The 21,133-nt window shown below is 70.8% G+C and carries 16 protein-coding genes; 11 read left to right on the top strand and 5 right to left on the bottom strand.

Annotated elements, in window-relative coordinates; genetic code table 11:
* The first annotated feature begins 4 nt into the window (after nt 1-4).
* The 3 genes from ACZ4N4_RS04500 to holA all read left to right on the top strand — a co-directional run bounded on the left by ACZ4N4_RS04500 (nt 5) and on the right by holA (nt 2,384).
* Entirely contained in the window at nt 5-859 is an 855-nt protein-coding gene (locus ACZ4N4_RS04500; protein ID WP_467584330.1) for an arylamine N-acetyltransferase family protein, read from the top strand.
* Between the two features lie 175 nt (nt 860-1,034).
* Complete coding sequence (locus ACZ4N4_RS04495) at nt 1,035-1,280, top strand: hypothetical protein (RefSeq protein WP_467584327.1); 246 nt, start codon at nt 1,035-1,037, stop codon at nt 1,278-1,280.
* A 114-nt stretch (nt 1,281-1,394) separates the two neighbouring features.
* The gene (holA, locus tag ACZ4N4_RS04490; protein ID WP_467584325.1) at nt 1,395-2,384 is read left to right on the top strand and encodes a DNA polymerase III subunit delta; all 990 of its coding nucleotides are present in this window, start codon (nt 1,395-1,397) and stop codon (nt 2,382-2,384) included.
* Between the two features lie 212 nt (nt 2,385-2,596).
* Here holA and rpsT read toward each other — a convergent pair whose 3' ends face one another.
* On the bottom strand, nt 2,597-2,863 hold the full coding sequence (gene rpsT, locus ACZ4N4_RS04485) for a 30S ribosomal protein S20 (protein ID WP_351691285.1): 267 nt from the start codon (nt 2,861-2,863) through the stop codon (nt 2,597-2,599).
* A gap of 221 nt (nt 2,864-3,084) precedes the next feature.
* Between rpsT and lepA the strand changes: the two genes are divergently transcribed.
* The gene (gene lepA, locus ACZ4N4_RS04480; RefSeq protein WP_453572757.1) at nt 3,085-4,959 is read left to right on the top strand and encodes a translation elongation factor 4; all 1,875 of its coding nucleotides are present in this window, start codon (nt 3,085-3,087) and stop codon (nt 4,957-4,959) included.
* Nucleotides 4,960-5,232: 273 nt separating this feature from the next.
* Nucleotides 5,233-7,107, top strand: a complete 1,875-nt coding sequence (locus ACZ4N4_RS04475; protein ID WP_467584321.1) for an AMP-dependent synthetase/ligase — start codon at nt 5,233-5,235, stop codon at nt 7,105-7,107.
* An 11-nt stretch (nt 7,108-7,118) separates the two neighbouring features.
* On the opposite strand, the gene ACZ4N4_RS04470 is transcribed toward ACZ4N4_RS04475, so the two are convergent.
* Nucleotides 7,119-7,715: a response regulator gene (locus ACZ4N4_RS04470; RefSeq protein ID WP_467584319.1), complete on the bottom strand. Its 597-nt coding sequence runs from the start codon at nt 7,713-7,715 to the stop codon at nt 7,119-7,121.
* Nucleotides 7,712-11,815, bottom strand: coding sequence for a HAMP domain-containing protein (locus ACZ4N4_RS04465; RefSeq protein ID WP_467584316.1), 4,104 nt, complete (start codon nt 11,813-11,815; stop codon nt 7,712-7,714). The genes ACZ4N4_RS04470 and ACZ4N4_RS04465 overlap by 4 nt, the downstream gene beginning before the upstream one ends.
* 102 nt (nt 11,816-11,917) lie before the next feature.
* On the opposite strand from ACZ4N4_RS04465, the gene ACZ4N4_RS04460 reads away from it, so the two are divergent.
* A complete protein-coding gene (locus tag ACZ4N4_RS04460) occupies nt 11,918-13,855 on the top strand; it encodes a SpoIIE family protein phosphatase (protein ID WP_467584313.1) in 1,938 nt (645 codons plus the stop codon).
* 27 nt (nt 13,856-13,882) lie between these two features.
* Entirely contained in the window at nt 13,883-15,115 is a 1,233-nt protein-coding gene (gene hemW / locus ACZ4N4_RS04455; RefSeq protein WP_453572769.1) for a radical SAM family heme chaperone HemW, read from the top strand.
* Between the two features lie 44 nt (nt 15,116-15,159).
* On the opposite strand, the gene ACZ4N4_RS04450 is transcribed toward hemW, so the two are convergent.
* Nucleotides 15,160-15,966, bottom strand: a complete 807-nt coding sequence (locus ACZ4N4_RS04450; RefSeq protein ID WP_467584309.1) for a DUF3097 domain-containing protein — start codon at nt 15,964-15,966, stop codon at nt 15,160-15,162.
* Nucleotides 15,967-16,000: 34 nt separating this feature from the next.
* Nucleotides 16,001-16,723 (bottom strand): MBL fold metallo-hydrolase, encoded by a 723-nt coding sequence (locus ACZ4N4_RS04445; RefSeq protein ID WP_467584306.1) that lies wholly within the window; start codon nt 16,721-16,723, stop codon nt 16,001-16,003.
* A gap of 163 nt (nt 16,724-16,886) precedes the next feature.
* On the opposite strand from ACZ4N4_RS04445, the gene hrcA reads away from it, so the two are divergent.
* The 4 genes from hrcA to ACZ4N4_RS04425 all read left to right on the top strand — a co-directional run.
* Nucleotides 16,887-17,903 (top strand): heat-inducible transcriptional repressor HrcA, encoded by a 1,017-nt coding sequence (gene hrcA, locus ACZ4N4_RS04440; RefSeq protein ID WP_360484040.1) that lies wholly within the window; start codon nt 16,887-16,889, stop codon nt 17,901-17,903.
* On the top strand, nt 17,904-19,040 hold the full coding sequence (gene dnaJ, locus ACZ4N4_RS04435) for a molecular chaperone DnaJ (protein ID WP_450755540.1): 1,137 nt from the start codon (nt 17,904-17,906) through the stop codon (nt 19,038-19,040).
* A gap of 245 nt (nt 19,041-19,285) precedes the next feature.
* Nucleotides 19,286-20,395, top strand: a complete 1,110-nt coding sequence (locus ACZ4N4_RS04430) for a nitronate monooxygenase (RefSeq protein WP_467584303.1) — start codon at nt 19,286-19,288, stop codon at nt 20,393-20,395.
* The coding region (locus ACZ4N4_RS04425) for a 16S rRNA (uracil(1498)-N(3))-methyltransferase (RefSeq protein WP_467584301.1) at nt 20,392-21,133 on the top strand (742 nt) is incomplete at its 3' end. The genes ACZ4N4_RS04430 and ACZ4N4_RS04425, both read left to right, overlap by 4 nt.

Here is a 21,133-nt window from a genome sequence, read left to right as displayed (position 1 = left end):
GGGCATGAACGCGGTGAACAGCACGCAGACCGACGCCTACCTCCACCGCCTCGGGGCCGCCCGCCCGGCCCGGCCCACCGCCGAGGCCCTACGGGATCTGCATCTGAGGCATCTGCGGGCCGTGCCCTTCGAGAACCTCGCGATCCACCTCGGCGAGGAGATCGTGCTGGCGCAGGAGCGGCTGGTGGACAAGGTGGTGGGCGGGGGCCGGGGCGGGTTCTGCTACGAACTCAACGGCGCGTTCTCGGCGTTGCTGACCGCGCTCGGTTTCCGGGTGACGCTGCTGGCGGGGCGGGTGTACGGGGATGAGGGGAGGCTCGGGATCCCGTACGACCATCTCGCGCTGCGCGTGGGGACGGTGGACGGGGGCGAGTGGCTCGCCGACGTCGGGTTCGGGGCGCACAGCCACTACCCGCTGGCGTTCGCGGAGCGGGGTGAGCAGGCGGATCCGGGCGGCACGTTCCGGATCACCGGGGCCGGGCCGGACGCGGCGGGGGCCGGGGGAGAACCGGGTGCGGTGGCCGGGGACCTGGACGTGCTGCGGAACGGGAAGCCGCAGTACCGGCTGGAGGTCCGGCCGCGGGCGCTCGGGGACTTCACGGCCGGGGCGTGGTGGCACAGCACCTCGCCGTCGTCCCATTTCACGCAGTCGCTGGTGTGTTCCCGGGTCACCGAGGACGGCGGTCGGATCACGCTCGGCGGGCGGACGCTGACGGTGACGGCGGCGGACGGGGCCCGTGAGGTACGGGAGTTGGAGGGGGACGAGGAGGTGCTGGGGGTCTACCGGGAGCGGTTCGGGATCGAGCTGGACCGTGTGCCCGTTGTGCGAACTCCACGGAACATCAACCGGAACGGCTAAGTCGGGCGTCACGGGAGAACGGGTCAGCTGGCAGACGATGCCGGCGCGCGGGATCGCGGTCGTCGGGCCGAGCATCCGCGTCGACCTCGACGTGCAGATCGTGCCCCAGGGCTGAGATGGTCGCTCGTGCCGCTCCGGCTCGTTGCGGCCGGTGGCGGTACCGGAGAATGGTGCCGTGAGCGATGTGAGACATGTGCTGGTGCTGCCGGACCGGGACGCGGCGGAGGAAGCCGCCGAGGCGCTCGGGGAGCGCTTCGGGATCGGTGAGGAGCCGCGGCTGGTGCGGGACGCGCTGGCGGGGGAGGACGACGCCGAGGACGCGCAGTGGCTGGTGTTGCTGCGGGACGCGGAGGAACGGCTGGACCCGGCGGAGCTGGACGAGTTCGCGGGCGAATGGGAGGGATGGCGGGAGGAGCCGTAGCGGGTGCGCGGGGCTGCCGCGGCCACCCCTGCCGGCTCGGCGATACGACGGCCCTCGCCTGCGTGGGCGGGCGGCGCGGCCGCGTTGTCAGTGGGCCGTGGGATGCTTGGCGTGATGGCAAAGAAGACTGCTGATGACGATCCGCTCGCCCCGCTGACGCTTGCCGTGGGGCAGGAGGAGCTGCTGCTCGACCGTGCCGTGCAGCAGGTGGTGGCCGCCGCCCGGGCCGCCGACGCCGACACGGATGTACGGGATCTGACCCCGGACCAGTTGCAGCCCGGCACGCTCGCCGAGCTGACCAGCCCGTCGCTCTTCGCGGAGCGCAAGGTCGTCGTCGTACGCAACGCGCAGGATCTGTCGGCCGACACGGTCAAGGACGTGAAGGCGTACCTCGGGGCGCCCGCCGAGGAGATCACCCTGGTGCTGCTGCACGCGGGCGGCGCCAAGGGCAAGGGGCTGCTGGACGCGGCGCGCAAGGCGGGGGCGCGGGAGGTCGCCTGCCCGAAGATGACCAAGCCGGCGGACCGGCTCGCGTTCACGCGGAGCGAGTTCCGGGCGCTGGGCCGCTCCGCCACCCCCGAGGCCTGCCAGGCGCTCGTCGACGCCATCGGCAGCGATCTGCGCGAGCTGGCCTCCGCCGTGACCCAGCTCGCCGCCGACGTCGAGGGCACCATCGACGAGGCGGTCGTCGGGAGGTACTACACCGGGCGGGCCGAGGCGTCGAGCTTCACCGTCGCCGACCGGGCCGTGGAAGGACGTACGGCGGAGGCGCTGGAGGCGTTGCGCTGGTCGCTGGCGACCGGGGTCGCCCCGGTGCTGATCACGAGTGCGCTCGCGCAGGGGGTGCGGGCCATCGGGAAGCTGTCGGGCGCGCGGGGCGGACGGCCCGCCGATCTCGCACGGGAGCTCGGGATGCCGCCGTGGAAGATCGACCGGGTGCGGCAGCAGATGCGGGGCTGGACGCCCGACGGGGTGGCGGTGGCGCTGCGGGCCGTCGCCGAGGCCGACGCCGGGGTCAAGGGCGGCGGGGACGATCCCGAGTACGCCCTGGAGAAGGCCGTGGTGACCATCGCGCGGGCGGCGCGGTCGCGCGGCAGGGGGTAACCGGCCGGGCGTACCGCAGGGGGACGGGCTCACCCGGAAACGCCGAAAGCCCCGGCGTCCGTCCTGGGGAAGGGCGGAGTGCCGGGGCATCGGTTTCAAGCTTTTCGAGCCCGTTCCCGCGTGGCGAACGCAGGCCGCGAACAGGCTCTGGGGGCCGGTCGGGGGCGGATGAGAGAGGGCCCGCCCGGGTCCTTCCGGCGTCGTATCAAGTGTCAGCCCTGGAGGGACGCGACCTTGGAAGCGAGCGCCGACTTCTTGTTGGCAGCCTGGTTCTTGTGGATGACGCCCTTCGAGACGGCCTTGTCGAGCGCACGCGACGCGGCGCGCTGGTACTCGGTGGCCTTCTCGACGTCACCCGCGGCAGCGGCCTCGCGGGCCTTGCGGATCGCGGTCTTGAGGGAGGACTTGACAGCCTTGTTGCGCTGACGAGCCTTCTCGTTGGTCTTGATCCGCTTGATCTGGGACTTGATGTTCGCCACGAAAGAGCCTTTTCAGGTTCTGGTGCGGGACCGTGCAGATCCCGTACCGATGATTTCTCGAAGACGTGCCTCGCGCTGAGAGGGCATGAGACACAGCTGCCCAGACTAGCAGCGGGGCGGGGAACCGCCCAAACCGGTCCCCGGTCCCCCGTCATGGGACCATGGAGGCTACGTATCGATCCGACCCGAGGCATAAGGCGCCTCAAGAGACAGGACCCTGCGTGCCCGCGACCCCTAACAATGTGCCCGAGCCGAGCCGTACCGCCCCGGCTCTGATCCGCAATTTCTGCATCATCGCGCACATCGACCACGGCAAGTCCACGCTCGCCGACCGGATGCTCCAGCTGACCGGTGTGGTCGAGCAGCGGCAGATGCGTGCTCAGTACCTCGACCGGATGGACATCGAGCGCGAGCGCGGCATCACGATCAAGTCCCAGGCGGTGCGTCTGCCCTGGGCCCCGACGGAGGGCCCCGACCAGGGCAGCACGCACATCCTCAACATGATCGACACCCCGGGGCACGTCGACTTCACCTACGAGGTCTCGCGGTCGCTGGCGGCCTGCGAGGGGACCATCCTCCTCGTCGACGCCGCCCAGGGCATCGAGGCGCAGACCCTCGCCAACCTCTACCTGGCGATGGAGAACGACCTCACGATCATCCCCGTGCTCAACAAGATCGACCTGCCGGCCGCCCAGCCGGAGAAGTTCGCCGAGGAACTGGCGAACCTGGTCGGCTGCGAGCCGGACGACGTGCTGCGGGTCTCCGCCAAGACCGGTGTCGGCGTCGACGCCCTGCTGAACAAGGTCGTGAAGGAGATCCCGGCGCCGGTCGGCGTCGCCGACGCGCCCGCCCGCGCGATGATCTTCGACTCGGTCTACGACTCCTACCGCGGTGTCGTCACCTACGTCCGTGTCATCGACGGCCAGCTCAACAAGCGCGAGCGCATCAGGATGATGTCGACCGGCGCCACTCACGAGCTGCTGGAGATCGGTACGAACTCGCCCGAGATGCTGGGCGCCGACGGCCTCGGCGTCGGCGAGGTGGGCTATCTGATCACCGGTGTGAAGGACGTCCGGCAGTCCAAGGTCGGTGACACCGTCACCAGCCAGCACAAGGGCGCCACGGAGGCCCTCGGCGGTTACAAGGACCCGAAGCCGATGGTCTTCTCCGGTCTGTATCCGCTGGACGGCTCCGACTACCCCGAACTGCGCGAGGCCCTCGACAAGCTGCAGCTCAACGACGCCGCGCTCGTCTACGAGCCGGAGACCTCCGCCGCCCTCGGCTTCGGCTTCCGCGTCGGCTTCCTCGGCCTGCTGCACCTGGACGTGATCCGGGAGCGGCTGGAGCGCGAGTTCGGGCTCGACCTGATCGCGACGGCCCCGAACGTGGTCTACCGCGTCGTCATGGAGGACGGCAGCGAGCACACGGTCACCAACCCGAGCGAGTTCCCCGAGGGGAAGATCGGCGAGGTGTACGAGCCGGTCGTGCGCGCCACCATCCTGGCGCCCAGCGAGTTCATCGGCTCGATCATGGAGCTGTGCCAGACCCGGCGCGGCACCCTGCTCGGCATGGACTACCTGTCCGAGGACCGCGTCGAGATCCGGTACACGCTGCCGCTCGCGGAGATCGTCTTCGACTTCTTCGACCAGCTGAAGTCGAAGACGCGTGGTTACGCGTCGCTGGACTACGAGCCCACCGGCGAGCAGACGTCCAGCCTGGTCAAGGTCGACATCCTGCTGCACGGCGACAAGGTGGACGCCTTCTCGGCGATCACGCACAAGGACGCGGCGTACGCGTACGGGGTGCGGCTCGTCGCCAAGCTGCGCGAGCTCATCCCCAGGCAGGCCTTCGAGGTGCCCATCCAGGCCGCCATCGGCTCCCGGGTGATCGCCCGCGAGACCATCCGTGCCATCCGCAAGGACGTCCTCGCCAAGTGCTACGGCGGTGACATCTCCCGTAAGCGCAAGCTGCTGGAGAAGCAGAAGGAAGGCAAGAAGCGGATGAAGATGGTGGGTTCCGTGGAGGTTCCGCAGGAGGCCTTCATCGCGGTCCTCAGCAGTGATGACAGCGCGGGATCGGCCAAGAGCAAGAAGTAACCGCCGGTAACAATCGGCGACGGCCGCAAATCGGGTACAACAGGGGTCCGCCGTACGAAAGTGCGGCGGACCCCTACGCGTGCGTAGGGTCGCTCTGTGTGGAAGATGCGGGGAAACAGACAGGCCGATGCCCCTTACGTACAGGCCGGTCGCGGCTTACTCTGATCCCTGCTCGATAGTTACTCGCGAGTTAAACAAGTAGTGCGAACCGCACCGTGAGTAAACCCAGCCGCACTGAGCCAGCCGCACCGTCGCGGGCCCCCGGAGGATGTCGTGAGCGACACGCAGACACTGATCGAGAACCGTCCGCCGTCCGTGGCGGCCCTCTTCCTGGAGCGTGTGGCGGCCACACCGGACGCCGAGGCCTACCGGTACCCGGTGCCCGCCGCCTCCGGTCAGGGGCCGGACGAGTGGAAGTCCCTGAGCTGGGGGCAGGCGGCCGAGCGCGTCTACGCGATCGCGGCCGGTCTCATCGAACTCGGCATCCAGCCCGAGCAGCGGGTCGCCCTCGCCGCCTCCACCCGCGTCGAGTGGATCCTCACCGACCTCGGCATCCTGTGCGCCGGAGCGGCCACGACGACCGTCTATCCGCAGACCAATGCGGAGGAGTCGGCGTTCATCCTCTCCGACTCCGGCAGCCGGGTGCTGATCGCGGAGGACGCGGCACAGGTCGCCAAGGCCGTCGAGAAGCGCGCCGAGCTGCCCGAACTCACCCAGGTCGTCGTCATCGACCCGGCCGGCGTGGAGACGGACGACTGGGTTCTCACCCTCGCCGAGCTGGAGGAGCGCGGTGCCAAGTACCTGGAGAAGCACCCCGAGCTGATCAAGGAGCGGGTCGGCGCGATCACCAAGGACCAGCTCGCCACGCTCATCTACACCTCCGGCACCACCGGCCGCCCCAAGGGCGTACGGCTGCCGCAGGACAACTGGTCGTACATGGCGAAGGCGATCGCCGCGACCGGGCTGGTCAGCACCGACGACGTGCAGTACCTCTGGCTGCCGCTCGCCCATGTCTTCGGCAAGGTGCTCACCTCCGGGCAGATCGAGGTCGGCCATGTCACCGCCGTCGACGGCCGCGTCGACAAGATCATCGAGAACCTGCCGGTCGTGCAGCCGACGTACATGGCCGCCGTACCGCGCATCTTCGAGAAGGTCTACAACGGTGTCGCCGCGAAGGCCCGTGCCGGTGGCGCGGCCAAGTACAAGATCTTCCAGTGGGCGGCCGACGTGGCCCGCGAGTACGCCAAGGCCACCCAGGACAACTTCCGCCGCACCGGCTCCGCCACCGCGCCCTTCGGGCTCACCGCCAAGCACAAGGTCGCCGACGGACTCGTCTACTCCAAGCTGCGGGAGGCCTTCGGCGGGCGGCTGCGGGCCTGCGTCTCCGGGTCCGCCGCGCTGGCCCCCGAGATCGGCTACTTCTTCGCCGGCGCCGGTGTGCACATCCTCGAGGGCTACGGTCTGACGGAGTCCTCCGCCGCGTCCTTCGTGAACCCCGGCGAGGCCTACCGCACCGGTACGGTCGGCAAGCCGCTGCCCGGCTGCGAGGTACGGATCGCCGACGACGGGGAGATCCTGCTCCGCGGCCCCGGCATCATGCAGGGCTACCACGGACTGCCCGAGAAGACGGCGGAGGTCCTGGAGGCCGACGGCTGGTTCCACACCGGTGACATCGGTGAGCTGTCCCCCGACGGCTATCTGCGGATCACCGACCGCAAGAAGGACCTCATCAAGACGTCCGGCGGCAAGTACATCGCGCCCGCCGAGGTCGAGGGACAGTTCAAGGCGGTCTGCCCGTACGTCTCCAACATCCTCGTGCACGGCGCCGACCGGAACTTCTGCACGGCCCTGATCGCTCTTGACGAGGTCGCGATCCTGGAATGGGCCAAGGAGAACGGCCTGGAGGGCAAGTCCTACGCCGAGGTGGTGGCCGCGCCGGCGACCGTCGAGATGGTCGACGGTTACGTCAAGCAGCTCAACGAGGGGCTGCAGCGGTGGCAGACCATCAAGAAGTTCCGGCTGCTGCCCCGGGATCTGGATGTGGAGCACGGGGAGATCACGCCGAGCCTGAAGGTGAAGAGGCCGGTTGTGGAACGCGGGTACAAGCACCTGATCGACGAGATGTACGCGGGGACGCGCGAGGCGTAGGGGGCTCGTCCTCAGGTACCGGGGCGTGGGGGCTGCTCGCGCGGTTCCCCGCCCCCCTGCGGTCGGATCAGCTGACGCAGCTCACCGACCTCGGCCCGTAGAGCCGCCGCGTCCAGAGGACCGTCTTGCGACAAGTGGTCCTCCAGGATCGCCAGCCGCTTGCTCAACTCGCTGAAATCCGCCTGTTCTCGCGTCAACAGAGCCTGCAACTGCTGGTTTTTTCTGTGCAGCTCCAAAAACACGTTGACCTTCGCCCGCAGCACCCACGGATCGAAGGGTTTCGTCAGATAGTCCGCCGCGCCCGTCGCATAACCGCGGAAGGCAAACCCGGCGTCCTCCTCTGCTCCCGTCAGGAAGATGATGGGGACGTCCTTGGTCTGGTCGAGGCGTTTGATGTTCGCGGCCGTCTCGAAGCCGTCCATGCCCGGCATGCGGATGTCGAGGAGGATCACGGCGAAGCGGCGGCGCAGCAGGGCCTTCATCGCCTCCTCACCGGAACGCGCGCGCACTATCGGCTCGTTCAGCGAGCCCAGTACGGCCTCCAGCGCGATCAGGTTGTCCTCCATGTCGTCGACCAGGAGGATGCCGGCCCGCTCGTCAGCGATCATCGCCCTGTCCGTTCCTTGTAGGCGGTCTCGCCGCCTTCCGTGCTGTCGGGGTCCAGGAGTGCGCAGACGACGGTGAGCAGCCGGTCGACGTCCACGGGTTTGGGTACGTAGTCGTTGGCGCCGCGCGCGATGGACTTCTCCCGGTCGCCGGGCATCGCCTTCGCCGTCAGCGCGACGATCGGCAGGCCGGTCCAGCGAGGAGCGCGGCGGATGGCCGCGATGGTCTCGTAGCCGTCCATCTCCGGCATCATGATGTCCATCAGGACCAGTTCGACGTCCTGGTTGCGTTCTAGGGTCTCGATGCCCTCCCGGCCGTTCTCCGCGTACAGCACGGGCATGCCGACGCGGCCCAGGACGTGGGTGAGAGCGAACACGTTGCGGATGTCGTCGTCGATGATCAGGACGCGCCGGCCGGGCAGGATCTGGCCGGCGCGGCCGGACTGCCAGGCCTCCAGCTTGGTCGGCGCCGGCCAGGAGTCGTCGGTGTCGAGGGCGCCGGGCCTGGCGGGGTCGGGGACGGTCAGGGTGTGGTCCTCGGGGGTGGGGCCCGCCGCCGTGTGGCCGGGGCTGACGACCGGGACGTACAGCGTGAACGTCGAGCCCTTGCCCTGCTCGCTCGCCGCGACGATCCGGCCGCCCAGCAGGCCCGCGATCTCACGGCTGATGGACAGGCCGAGGCCGGTGCCGCCGTACTTGCGGTTCGTGGTGCCGTCGGCCTGCTGGAACGCCTCGAAGATCACCGGGAGTTTCTCGGCGGCGATCCCGATGCCGGTGTCCGTCACCTCGAAGGCGATCAGTTCGTCGCTGCCGCGGACGTAGTGCTGGTCGGGGTCCGTCACCCGGACGACCCGCAGTTCCACCCTCCCCTTGGCGGTGAACTTGATCGCGTTGGAGAGCAGGTTGCGCAGGATCTGCTGGAGGCGCTGTTCGTCGGAGTACATCTCGCGCGGTACGTCCTCGCCGACCGCCACCTCGAAGGCCAGACCCCGGTCCAGGGTCAGCGGGCGGAAGGTCGCGTGGACGTAGTCGAGCAGTTTGATCAGGGGGAGGCGTTTGGGGCGTACGTCCATCCGGCCGGCCTCGATCTTCGACAGGTCCAGGATGTCGTTGATGAGCTGGAGGAGGTCGGAGCCCGAGCGGTGGATCGTCGTCGCGAACTGGACCTCCTGGTCCGAGAGACGGCCGTCCGGGTTGTCGGACAGCAGTCGGGCCAGAATCAACAAGGAGTTCAGCGGAGTGCGCAGTTCGTGGGACATGTTGGCCAGGAACTCCGACTTGTACTGGGAAGAAGTCGCCAGGAGGGCGGCTTTTTCCTCAAGTTCCGCGTTGGAGCGCTGGAGTTCCGCCTGTTGTTTTTGAAGTTCGTCCGAACGTTCCTGGAGCTGCATCGCCAGCCGTTGCGACTCGCCGAGCAGGGACTCCGTGCGGGAGTTGGCGATGATCGTGTTGATGGCCACGCCGATGGTGTTGACGAACTGGTCGAAGAAGGCCAGGTGGACGTCCGAGAAGCGGGAGAAGGAGGCCAGTTCGATCACGCCGAGGAGTTTGTCCTCGAAGAGGATCGGGATGATGACGATCGTCGTCGGCGACGCCTCCCCGAGACCACTGTTGATCTTGATGTAGTCCGGCGGTGCCTCCTCGACGAGGATCCGCGTCTTCTCGCGGGCCGCCTGGCGGACCAGGCCGTGCACCGGCAGGCCGCCGGTCTCGACGATCGCGCCCTGTGCCGAGCCGTAGCCGGCGATGAACGCCAGGCCCTTCGCCGGTACGGCCGTCCGCACGGCGGCGCCGTCCTCGTCCGGGTCGGCCAGGAAGAACGCGCCGTACTGGGCGTTCACCAGCGGGGTCAGTTCGCGCAGGATCAGGTCGGCGACCTCCATCAGGTCCCGGTGGCCCTGCATCAGCGCGGCGAGCCGGGCCAGGTTGGACTCCAGCCAGTCCTTCGCACGGGTCGTCTCGCGCAGGTTGGCCACCATCAGGTTGATGTTGTCCTTCAGCTCGGCGACCTCGCCCTGCGTCTCCACCGTGATCGACCGGGACATGTCGCCCTGCGCGACGGCCGAGGCGACCTCGGCGATCGCCCGGACCTGGGTGGTGAGGTTGAGGGCGAGTTCGTTCACGTTGGTCGTCAGGCGCTTCCAGGTGCCGTACACGCCCTCCACGCGCGCCTGGCCGCCCAGTTGCCCTTCGGAGCCCACCTCGCGGGCCACGCGGGTCACCTCGGAGGAGAACGACGACAGTGTGTCGACCATCGTGTTGATCGTCGTCTTCAGTTCGAGGATCTCGCCGCGCGCGTCCACGTCGATCTTCTTCGACAGGTCGCCCTGTGCCACGGCCGTCGCCACCTGGGCGATGTTCCGCACCTGTGAGGTGAGGTTGTCGGCCATGTAGTTGACGTTGTCGGTCAGGTCCCGCCAGACGCCGGAGACGCCGAGCACCTGGGCGCGGCCGCCCAGCCGGCCGTCGGTGCCGACCTCGCGGGCCACGCGGGTCACCTCGTCGGCGAAGGCCCGCAGCTGCTCCACCATCGTGTTGACGGTGTCCTTCAGTTCGAGGATCTCGCCGCGTGCGTCGACGGTGATTTTCTTGGAGAGGTCGCCGTTGGCGACGGCTGTCGTCACCTGGGCGATGTTGCGGACCTGGGAGGTCAGGTTCAGCGCCATGAAGTTGACGTTGTCGGTGAGGTCTTTCCAGACCCCGGAGACGCCTCTGACCTGCGCCTGACCGCCGAGGTTTCCTTCGGTGCCGACTTCGCGGGCGACGCGGGTGACTTCGTCGGCGAACGCCGACAGCTGGTCGACCATCGTGTTGATCGTCGATTTCAGTTCGAGGATCTCGCCTTTCGCCTCCACGGTGATCTTCTTGCCGAGGTCGCCCTGGGCGACGGCCGTGGAGACGAGCGCGATGTTGCGGACCTGGGACGTCAGGTTGTCCGCCATGAAGTTGACGTTGTCGGTGAGGTCTTTCCAGACCCCGGAGACGCCTCTGACCTGTGCCCGGCCGCCGAGGTTTCCTTCGGTGCCGACTTCGCGGGCGACGCGGGTGACTTCGTCGGCGAACGCCGACAGCTGGTCGACCATCGTGTTGATCGTCGACTTCAGTTCGAGAATCTCGCCCTTGGCGTCGACCGTGATCTTCTGCGAGAGGTCGCCGTTGGCGACGGCTGTCGTCACCTGGGCGATGTTGCGGACCTGGGAGGTCAGGTTCGACGCCATGAAGTTGACGTTGTCGGTGAGGTCCTTCCAGACGCCGGAGACGCCCCGCACCTGGGCCCGGCCGCCCAGCTGGCCCTCCGTGCCGACCTCGCGCGCGACCCTCGTCACCTCGTCCGCGAACGCGGACAGCTGGTCGACCATGGTGTTGACGGTGAGCTTCAGTTCCAGCAGTTCACCGGTCGCCTCGACGGTCACCGTGCGGGTCAGGTCACCCCGGGCCACCGCCGTCGTCACCAGGGCGATGTCGCGGACCTGGGCGGTCAGCCGCGACGCCATGGTGTTGACGGCCTCGGTCACGTCCCGCCAGCTGCCGGACAGGCGCTGCACCTTGGCCCGGCCGCCGAGCCGCCCCTCGGTGCCGACCTCGCGCGCGACCCGGGTCACCTCGCCGGTGAACAGGGACAGCTGGTCGACCATCTTGTTCACGGCGCGGCCCAGTCTGCGCAGATCGCCGCGCAACTGGCGGCTGCCGTCGTGCAGATCGACGCGTTGGGTCAGATCGCCGCCGGCCACCGCGTCCAGGACGCGCGTGGCGTTCGCCGCCGGGGCGACCAGGGCGTCGAGGACCTGGTTGACGTCGTTGACCCGGGACGTCCAGGCGCCCTGGCCGGGGCTGGCCGACACTCGTTCGTCGAGGCGGCCGTGGCGCACCAGCTCGCGTTTCACGCGTTGCACCTCGGTGTTGAAGTGAACGCTGCGGTCCATGATCTGGTTGAAGACCGCGGTGAGTTCGCCGACGATCCCCTCTCCGGTCTCCGGCACTTTCGTGAAGTCGCCGTCGCGGGCGGCGGTCATGGCGGCGAGCAGAGGGCGCAGTTCGGATGCTCGGAGTTGTTCCGGTTTCTGTCCGACTTCGAGCACACGCGTAGCACTGTTCTCACTCATGGCGGCCCACTTCGGTAACTCGGTGCTTATGGGCGCAGCCAGTCTGTCACTCTGTCCGCATCGATCGGGATGTATTCGTCCGAACTGCTCCGGGAGCTCGACATGGGGGCCATACCCACGCAACGGGAGACCGTCTCCCGGGTCCGTGAGGCGCCTGCGCGCGACGAGGCGCCCGCCCACGAGAGCGCGGGCGCGTACGCGCAGGGGCGCGCGACCCTCCCCGGGAGCCCCCTCGCGCCGGGCTCGGCCCGCGCGCTGGTGCGCGCCTGCCTCGACGAGTGGACCGACTGCGGCCTGCTGGAGCCGGGACAGCGGGTCGCCGAGGACGCCCTGGTCGTGGTCAGCGAACTCGTCACCAACGCCGTCGTGCACGCCGGCACCGACGTCGAGGTCGACTGGTGGCTGGAGGAGGCACGGCAGGAGACGGCGTTCGTCGTCGAGGTCACCGACCGCCATCCCTCCCGCGCCCCGCGCGACCACCCGGGGGAGACGCCGTACGAGACCCCGGAGTACGGGCGCGGGCTGCGCCTGGTCGCCTCGCTCGCCGAGTCCTGGGGGGTCACCTACCGCGTCGGCGCGAAGACGGTGTGGGCGCGCCTGACCGGGCGCGGCGGCACGCTCCCCGACGAGCAGGAGCTGAAGGTGGCCGAGATCCTCGCGCCCGAGCCTCCGCCGCACTCGGCCGCGCTGGAACGGGGGTGCACCCATCGCCCCGACCGGGACCGGGACTGGCTGGACCGGGGCGCGTTGTCCTTCCTCGCCGAGGCCTCCGACCTGCTCGCCGGACAGCTCGACGAGAACCTGGTGGCCGCGCTCACCGGCCAGCTGATCGTGCCGCGGCTGGCCGACTGGTGCGCGGTGTGGCTGGAGGACGAGTCGACGGTGCGGTCCGGCGGCTGGGGCGACGCGAACGGCGCGGGCGGGCCGCGGCTGGCCCGGGTCTGGCACGGCAGCGAGAACCGCATCGAGGAACTGCGCCGCGCCCTGGAGAAGGACCCGCCGTGCGCGACGGACGGCTTACGGTCCGGTCCCGAGCCGTATCCCTGGCCCGGCGAGGCGCTCGGCCCGCAGACCGCCCGCGGCTCGGCGCTCTCCTACCGGCTGATCGCGGGGGGCCGTCCGCTCGGCACGCTCGTGATCGGACGCTCCGGCCCGGCCGGTTTCCCCGACGAGATCACCGGTCTGGTCGAGGATTTCGGCCGCCGGGTCGCCCTCGCCATCGGCGCGGCCCGCCAGTACGCCCGCCAGGCCACCATCAGCGCCGTCCTCCAGCGCGGGCTGCTGCCCGGCGCGGTCGCCGAGATCCCGGGCGTGCGCAGCGCGCTGGTCTACGAGCCGTGCGACAAGGGCGGCCCCAGCGGTGACTTCTACGACCTCTTCCCGGCCGGCGACGGCCGCTGGTGCTTCGCCGTCGGCGACGTCCAGGGCAAGGGCCCCGAGGCCGCCGTCGTCATCGGCCTGGCCCGGCCCTGGCTGCGGCTGCTCGCCCGGGAGGGGTACCGGGTCGCCGACGTCCTCGACCGGCTCAACCAGCTCCTCCTCGACGACGCCACCGAGGCCGCCGACGCCGCCGCCCGCGCCCTGGTCGCCGCCGGTGGCCGCATGCCGCCCGGCGACGGCCCGCAGACCCGTTTCCTCTCCCTCCTCTACGGCGAACTCACCCCCCTCGAAGCGGGCGGCATCCGCTGCACCCTCGCCTCCGCCGGGCATCCGCTGCCGCTGCTCCTCGGCCCCGACGGCGCGGTCCGCACCGCCGCCCGGCCGCAGACGCTGCTCGGGGTCGTGGAGGACGAGACGTACACCAGCGAGACCATCGAGCTCGGGCCCGGCGACAGCCTGCTGTGCGTGACCGACGGGGTCACCGAGCGCCGCTCGGGCTCCCGGCAGTTCGACGACGGCGACGGGCTCGCCAGGGCGCTCGCGAGCTGCACGGGCCTGAGCGCCGAGCTGATCGCCGAGCGCATCCGACGGCTCGTGCACGAGTTCGGCGGCGGGCAGCCGGAGGACGATCTGGCGCTGCTGGTGCTCCAGGCGGAGTAACCGGCGTCGTACGGGACAATGGAGGACATGCCTTCCGCACTTCCCGACGGCGAACCGGTCCCCGACGACGGCGCGCTCCCGGCGCACGCGCTGGCCGGTGCCGCCGGCCGCCCCCTCGGGTTCTATCTGCACGTCCCCTACTGCGCGACCCGCTGCGGCTACTGCGACTTCAACACGTACACGGCGACCGAGCTGCGCGGCACCGGCGGTGTCCTCGCCTCCCGCGACAACTACGCGGACACCCTGATCGACGAGGTCAGGCTGGCCCGCAAGGTTCTCGGCGACGACCCGCGCGAGGTCCGCACGGTGTTCGTGGGCGGGGGCACGCCGACGCTGCTGGCCGCCGGTGACCTGGTACGGATGCTGCACGCGATCCGCGACGAGTTCGGTCTGGCCGCCGACGCGGAGGTCACCACGGAGGCGAACCCGGAGTCCGTCGACCCCGCGTATCTGGCGGCCCTGCGCGAGGGCGGCTTCAACCGGGTCTCCTTCGGCATGCAGAGCGCCCGGCAGCATGTGCTGCGCGTCCTGGACCGCACGCACACCCCGGGGCGTCCCGAGGCGTGTGTCGCGGAGGCCCGTGCGGCCGGCTTCGAGCACGTCAACCTGGATCTGATCTACGGCACGCCGGGCGAGTCCGACGACGACTGGCGGGCCTCGCTGGACGCGGCGCTCGGAGCCGGCCCGGACCATGTGTCGGCGTACGCGCTGATCGTCGAGGAGGGCACCCAGCTGGCCCGCCGGATCCGCCGGGGCGAGGTCCCGATGACCGACGACGACGTCCACGCGGACCGCTATCTGATCGCCGAGGAGATGCTGTCCGCGGCGGGCTTCGACTGGTACGAGGTGTCCAACTGGGCCACCTCCGAGGCCGCCCGCTGCCTGCACAACGAGCTGTACTGGCGGGGCGCCGACTGGTGGGGCGCGGGACCGGGCGCGCACGCGCACGTGGGCGGTGTGCGTTGGTGGAACGTCAAGCATCCGGGGGCGTACGCGGCGGCGCTGGCGTCGGGGCGGTCGCCGGGGGCCGGGCGTGAGCTCCTCACCGACGAGGACCGCAGGGTGGAGCGGATCCTGCTGGAGCTGCGGCTGCGGGAGGGGGTGCCGCTGACGTTGCTGAAGGAGCAGGGGCTGGCGGCCGCGCGGCGGGCGCTGGGGGAGGGGCTGCTGGAGACCGGCCCGTACGGTGACGGGCGGGCCGTGCTGACGCTGCGGGGGCGGTTGCTGGCGGACGCGGTGGTCAGGGACCTGGTGGACTGAGCGGGCCGGAGCGGGAGGGGCGCCCGGCTGAGGAGCTGAAGGGCCTAAGGAGCCGTCACGAAGTCGATGAGTTCCTCCACCCGCCCGAGCAGCTCCGGTTCCAGGTCCTTGTAGGACCCCACGCGGGCCAGGATCGCCTGCCACACCGCGCCCGTGTTGTCCGAGGGCCAGCCGAGCGCCCGGCACACGCCCGTCTTCCAGTCCTGGCCGTGCGGGACGCGCGGCCAGGACTCGATGCCCAGGGCGGCGGGTTTCACCGCCTCCCAGATGTCGATGTACGGGTGGCCGACCACCAGGGCGTGCTCGCTGGTGACCGACTGTGCGATGCGCCACTCCTTGGTGCCGGGGAGCAGGTGGTCCACCAGGACACCGAGGCGTGCGTCGGGGCCCGGTGCGAATTCGGCCACGATCGAGGGGAGGTCGTCGACGCCCCCCAGGTACTCCACGACCACGCCCTCGATGCGCAGGTCGTCGCCCCAGACCTTCTCGACCAGTTCCGCGTCGTGGCGGCCCTCGACGTAGATGCGGCCGGCGCGGGCCACGCGCGCGCGTGCGCCGGGCACGGCGACCGAACCGGAGGCGGTGCGCGCGGGACGTACGGGGCCGGCCGAGGCGGGGCGCACGAGGGTGACCACCCGGCCCTCCAGGAGGAAGCCCCGCGGCTCCAGCGGGAAGACGCGGTGTTTGCCGAAGCGGTCCTCCAGCGTCACCGTGCCCGCTTCGCAGCGGATCACCGCGCCGCAGAAGCCGGTGCCGGGTTCCTCGACGACCAGGCCGGGTTCGGCGGCCACCTCCGGCGCCGGTTTCGGCTTCTTCCACGGCGGGGTCAGGTCGGCGGAGTACTGGCGCATTCGGATGACGATAGGAGAAGCGGCGGCGGCGTGGTCACGACACGCCGAAACGGGCGGCCAGGGCGTCGCGTTGCCGTCGTACGAAGGCCGCGTCCACCACCGCTCCGTGACCGGGCACGTACCGGGCGTCCTCGCCGCCGAGGGCGAGCAGCCGGTCCAGGGCGGCCGGCCAGCGGGACGGTACGGCGTCGGGGCCGGCCTGGGGAGCGCCGGACTCCTCCACCAGGTCGCCGCAGAACACCACCGGCGGGTCGCCGGGGACGAGGACGGCGAGGTCGTGGCGGGTGTGGCCGGGGCCCACGTCGGCCAGCAGGGCCCGGCGGCCGTCGCCGAGGTCGAGGTTCCACTCGCCGGAGACAGGGCGGCGGGGCCGGGGCAGCGCGTCGGCCGCCTCCTCGGCCTCCGGGGCCGGCAGGCCGTTGCGGACCGCGTCCAGGCGGAGTGCCTCGCGGCCGTGGGCGAGGACGGCCTCCGCGCCCGCCGCCGCGTACACCTCCGCGCCCGCGAACACCGGGGCGCCGAAGACGTGGTCGAAGTGCGGATGGGTGAGCGCGAGATCGGTCACACGGCGCCCGGCCAGCCGCTGCGCCTCCCCGTGCAGCCTCGCGCCCTCCGCCAGGCTCGACCCCGCGTCCACCATCAGGACCGGGCCCGCCCCGAGGACCAGCCCGGCCGTGCAGTCCCAGCCCGGCAGCCGGCACCGGCCGACCCCCTCGGCCACCCGCTCCCAGCCCAGCTCTTCCCAAGTCACCGTCACACCGCGACGCTAGCGGTAGAACGTCCCGGGTCCTCGCCGACCTTGCCCAGTCGGTACCCGACGGCCGTACACTGGGCCGGGGATGCTGGCACTCGGACTCGCAGAGTGCCAGGCGAAAGACCCGAACGGCCGCGGGGACGACTTTCTGGAGGTGTGGCGCTGGATGCTGAGTGAACGCAGGCTTCAGGTATTGCGCGCCATCGTCCAGGACTACGTCGGCACCGAGGAGCCGGTGGGGTCGAAGGCGCTGACCGAGCGGCACAACCTCGGCGTCTCCCCGGCGACCGTGCGCAACGACATGGCCGCCCTGGAGGACGAGGGGTACATCGCCCAGCCGCACACCAGCGCCGGGCGGATCCCGACCGACAAGGGCTACCGGCTGTTCGTCGACAAGCTCGCCGGCGTGAAGCCGATGAGCGCGCCGGAGCGGCGGGCCATCCAGAACTTCCTCGACGGCGCCGTCGACCTCGACGACGTCGTGGCGCGGACGGTGCGGCTGCTGGCGCAGCTGACGCGGCAGGTCGCGGTCGTGCAGTATCCGTCGCTGACCCGGTCCACCGTGCGGCACGTGGAACTGCTCGCGCTCGCGCCGGCCCGGCTGATGCTGGTGCTGATCACCGACACCGGGCGGGTCGAGCAGCGGATGGTCGACTGCCCGGCGCCCTTCGGGGAGTCGTCGCTGGCGGATCTGCGGGCGCGGCTCAACAGCCGGGTCGCCGGTCGCCGGTTCTCGGACGTGCCCCGGCTGGTCGAGGACCTGCCGGACGCCTTCGAAGCCGAGGACCGCGGTACGGTCTCGGCGGTGCTCTCCACCCTGCTGGAGACGCTCGTCGAGGAGAACGAGGAGCGGCTGATGATCGGCGGCACCGCCAATCTCACCCGCTTCGGACATGACTTTCCCCTCATGATCCGGCCCGTCCTGGAGGCACTGGAGGAGCATGTCGTCCTCCTCAAGCTCATGGGCGAGGCGGGGGATTCGGGCATGACCGTACGCATCGGTCACGAGAACGCCTACGAGGGACTCAACTCCACGTCCGTGGTGTCGGTCGGCTACGGTTCGGGCGGCGAGGCACTCGCCAAACTCGGCGTGGTCGGCCCGACCCGCATGGATTACCCGGGAACGATGGGAGCGGTACGAGCGGTGGCACGGTACGTCGGACAGATCCTGGCGGAGTCGTAAGTGGCCACGGACTACTACGCCGTTCTCGGCGTGCGCCGCGACGCGTCGCAGGAAGAGATCAAGAAGGCCTTCCGTCGGCTCGCGCGCGAGCTGCACCCGGACGTCAACCCGGATCCGAAGACCCAGGAGCGGTTCAAGGAGATCAACGCCGCCTACGAGGTGCTCTCGGACCCGCAGAAGAAGCAGGTCTACGACCTCGGCGGCGATCCGCTCTCGCAGAGCGGCGGCGCGGGCGCGGGCGGCTTCGGGGCCGGTGGGTTCGGGAACTTCTCGGACATCATGGACGCGTTCTTCGGTACCGCGTCGCAGCGCGGTCCGCGTTCGCGCACCCGGCGCGGCCAGGACGCCATGATCCGGATCGAGGTCGAGCTCGACGAGGCGGCCTTCGGTACGACCAAGGACATCCAGGTCGACACGGCGGTCGTCTGCAACACCTGCAACGGTGAGGGCGCGGCGCCGGGCACCTCCGCCCAGACGTGTGACATGTGCCGCGGTCGCGGCGAGGTGTCGCAGGTGACCCGGTCCTTCCTGGGCCAGGTCATGACCTCGCGGCCCTGCCCGCAGTGCCAGGGCTTCGGCACGGTCGTGCCGACGCCGTGTCCCGAGTGCGCCGGTGACGGGCGGGTGCGGTCGCGGCGGACGCTGACCGTGAAGATCCCGGCCGGTGTGGACAACGGCACCCGGATCCAGCTCGCCGGCGAGGGCGAGGTCGGGCCCGGTGGCGGTCCGGCCGGCGACCTGTACGTCGAGATCCACGAGCTGCCGCACTCCACGTTCCAGCGGCGCGGCGACGACCTGCACTGCACGGTGACGATTCCGATGACGGCGGCGTCGCTCGGTACGAAGGTGCCGCTGGAGACGCTGGACGGGATGGAGGAGGTCGACATCCGGCCGGGCACGCAGTCCGGGCAGTCGATCCCGCTGCACGGCCGCGGTGTCACGCATCTGCGCGGCGGCGGCCGGGGCGACCTGATCGTCCACGTCGAGGTGACGACCCCGACCAAGCTCGACCCCGAGCAGGAGCGGCTGCTGCGCGAGCTGGCGAAGCTGCGCGGCGAGGAACGGCCGACGGGGCAGTTCCAGCCGGGCCAGCAGGGATTGTTCAGCCGGCTGAAGGACGCGTTCAACGGGCGCTGACGCGGGCTGCCGGAGTTGCCGGGGGTCCGGGGGTCGGCCCCCGGGCGGATGCGGTCAGCCGGGCCGGCAGGGTCTGTTCAGCCGGCTGAAGGACGCGTTCAACGGGCGCTGACGGCTCACCGGGCCGGGGGCGCCGCCCCTTCGGCCCGGAAACAGGCGCCGCCCCTTCGGCCCGGAAATATCTGGCATGTGCCAAAGGGACGGCCCGATTCGGTCTTGTTCGGAGGACGTGACAACATGCCGTCATGTCCTCCGCACTGACCGATCTCTTCCCGCTTCCGATCGTGCAGGCCCCGATGGCGGGCGGGGTTTCCGTGCCGCAGCTCGCCGCCGCCGTGTCCGAGGCGGGCGGGCTGGGGTTCCTGGCCGCCGGGTACAAGACCGCCGACGGGATGTACCAGGAGATCAAGCAGCTGCGCGGACTGACCGGCCGCCCCTTCGGGATGAACCTCTTCATGCCGCAGCCGGAGCATGCCGAGTCCGGCGCGGTCGAGGTCTACGCGCATCAGCTGGCCGGTGAGGCCGCATGGTACGAGACCGAGCTCGGCGACCCGGACAGCGGCCGGGACGACGGGTACGACGCGAAGCTCGCCGTACTCCTCGACAACCCGGTGGCCGCGGTCTCCTTCCACTTCGGTGTGCCGAGTCCCGAGGCACTGGTCGCCCTGCGCCGGGCGGGGACCCTCACCCTCGTCACCGCCACCACCGCCGAGGAGGCCCTCGCCGTCGAGCGGGCCGGCGCCGACGCGGTGATCGCCCAGGGCGTGGAGGCCGGCGGACACCAGGGCACCCACCGGGACGTGCCGGAGAACGACGGCTCCGGGATCGGCCTGCTGTCGCTGGTCGCCCAGATACGCGAGACCGTGAGCATCCCGGTGGTCGCCGCGGGCGGCATCATGCGCGGCAGCCAGATCGCCGCCGTGCTCGCCGCGGGGGCGAGCGCGGCCCAGCTGGGCACCGCCTTCCTCGCCACTCCCGAGTCCGGCGCCGCCGACCCGCACAAGCGGGCGCTGACCGACCCGCTGTTCACCCGGACCGCGCTGACCCGGGCGTTCTCCGGGCGGCCCGCCCGCGGCCTGGTCAACCGCTTCATGCGCGAGCACGGCCCGTACGCGCCCGCCGCCTACCCCGAGGTCCACCACCTCACCTCCCCGCTGCGCAAGGCCGCCGCCAAGGCCGGGGACGCGCAGGGCATGGCCCTGTGGGCCGGGCAGGGGCACCGGATGGCCCGGGAGCTGCCCGCGGGGCGGCTGGTGGAGGTCCTCGCCCAGGAGCTCGCCGCCGCCTCGACAGCGTTGTCGGGCAAGCCCGAGGGCGCCCGGGCCGGCGGAGCCGACAGGGGGGACGGACGATGACCGCCCCGGTGTTCGTGCTCGACCCGCTGGTGGTGCCCGGCTCCTCCGGCGGCGAGGTCGTCCTGGACGGCCCGGAGGGCCGGCACGCCGTCTCCGTGAAGCGGCTGCGGCCCGGGGAGGACGTCATCCTCACCGACGGGCGCGGACGCTGGAGCGAGGGTGTCGTCAGGGCCGCCGAGGGCAAGGACCGGCTCGTCGTGACGGACCTGGAGATCCTCCACGAGGAACCCCTTCCGCAGCCCCGTGTCACCGTCGTCCAGGCGCTGCCCAAGGGCGACCGCGGCGAGGTCGCCGTGGAGACCATGACCGAGGTCGGTGTCGACCGGATCGTGCCCTGGCAGGCCGCCCGCTGCATCACCCAGTGGAAGGGCGACCGGGGCCTGAAGTCCCTCGCCAAGTGGCGGGCCACCGCCCGCGAGGCCGGCAAGCAGTCCCGCCGGGTGCGCTTCCCGGAGATCACGGACGCGGCGACCACCAAGCAGGTCGCCGCACTTCTCGCCAAAGCCGATCTGGCCGCCGTACTGCACTCCGACTTCGAGCACGGCAGCGAGCCGCTCGCCGCCGCCCAACTGCCCGCCGAGGGCGAGATCGTGCTGGTCGTCGGACCCGAGGGGGGCGTCGCCCGGGACGAGGTGGCGCTCTTCGAGGAGGCGGGCGCCAAGGCCTACACCCTGGGGCCTACCGTGATGCGCACATCGACCGCCGGGACCGCGGCCGCGGCCCTGCTCCTCGGCCGTA

This window comes from Streptomyces sp. NPDC026538 (genome assembly GCF_055567535.1).
Note: the sequence above shows the minus strand (reverse complement) of the source record. Positions and strands in the feature narration are given on the sequence as shown.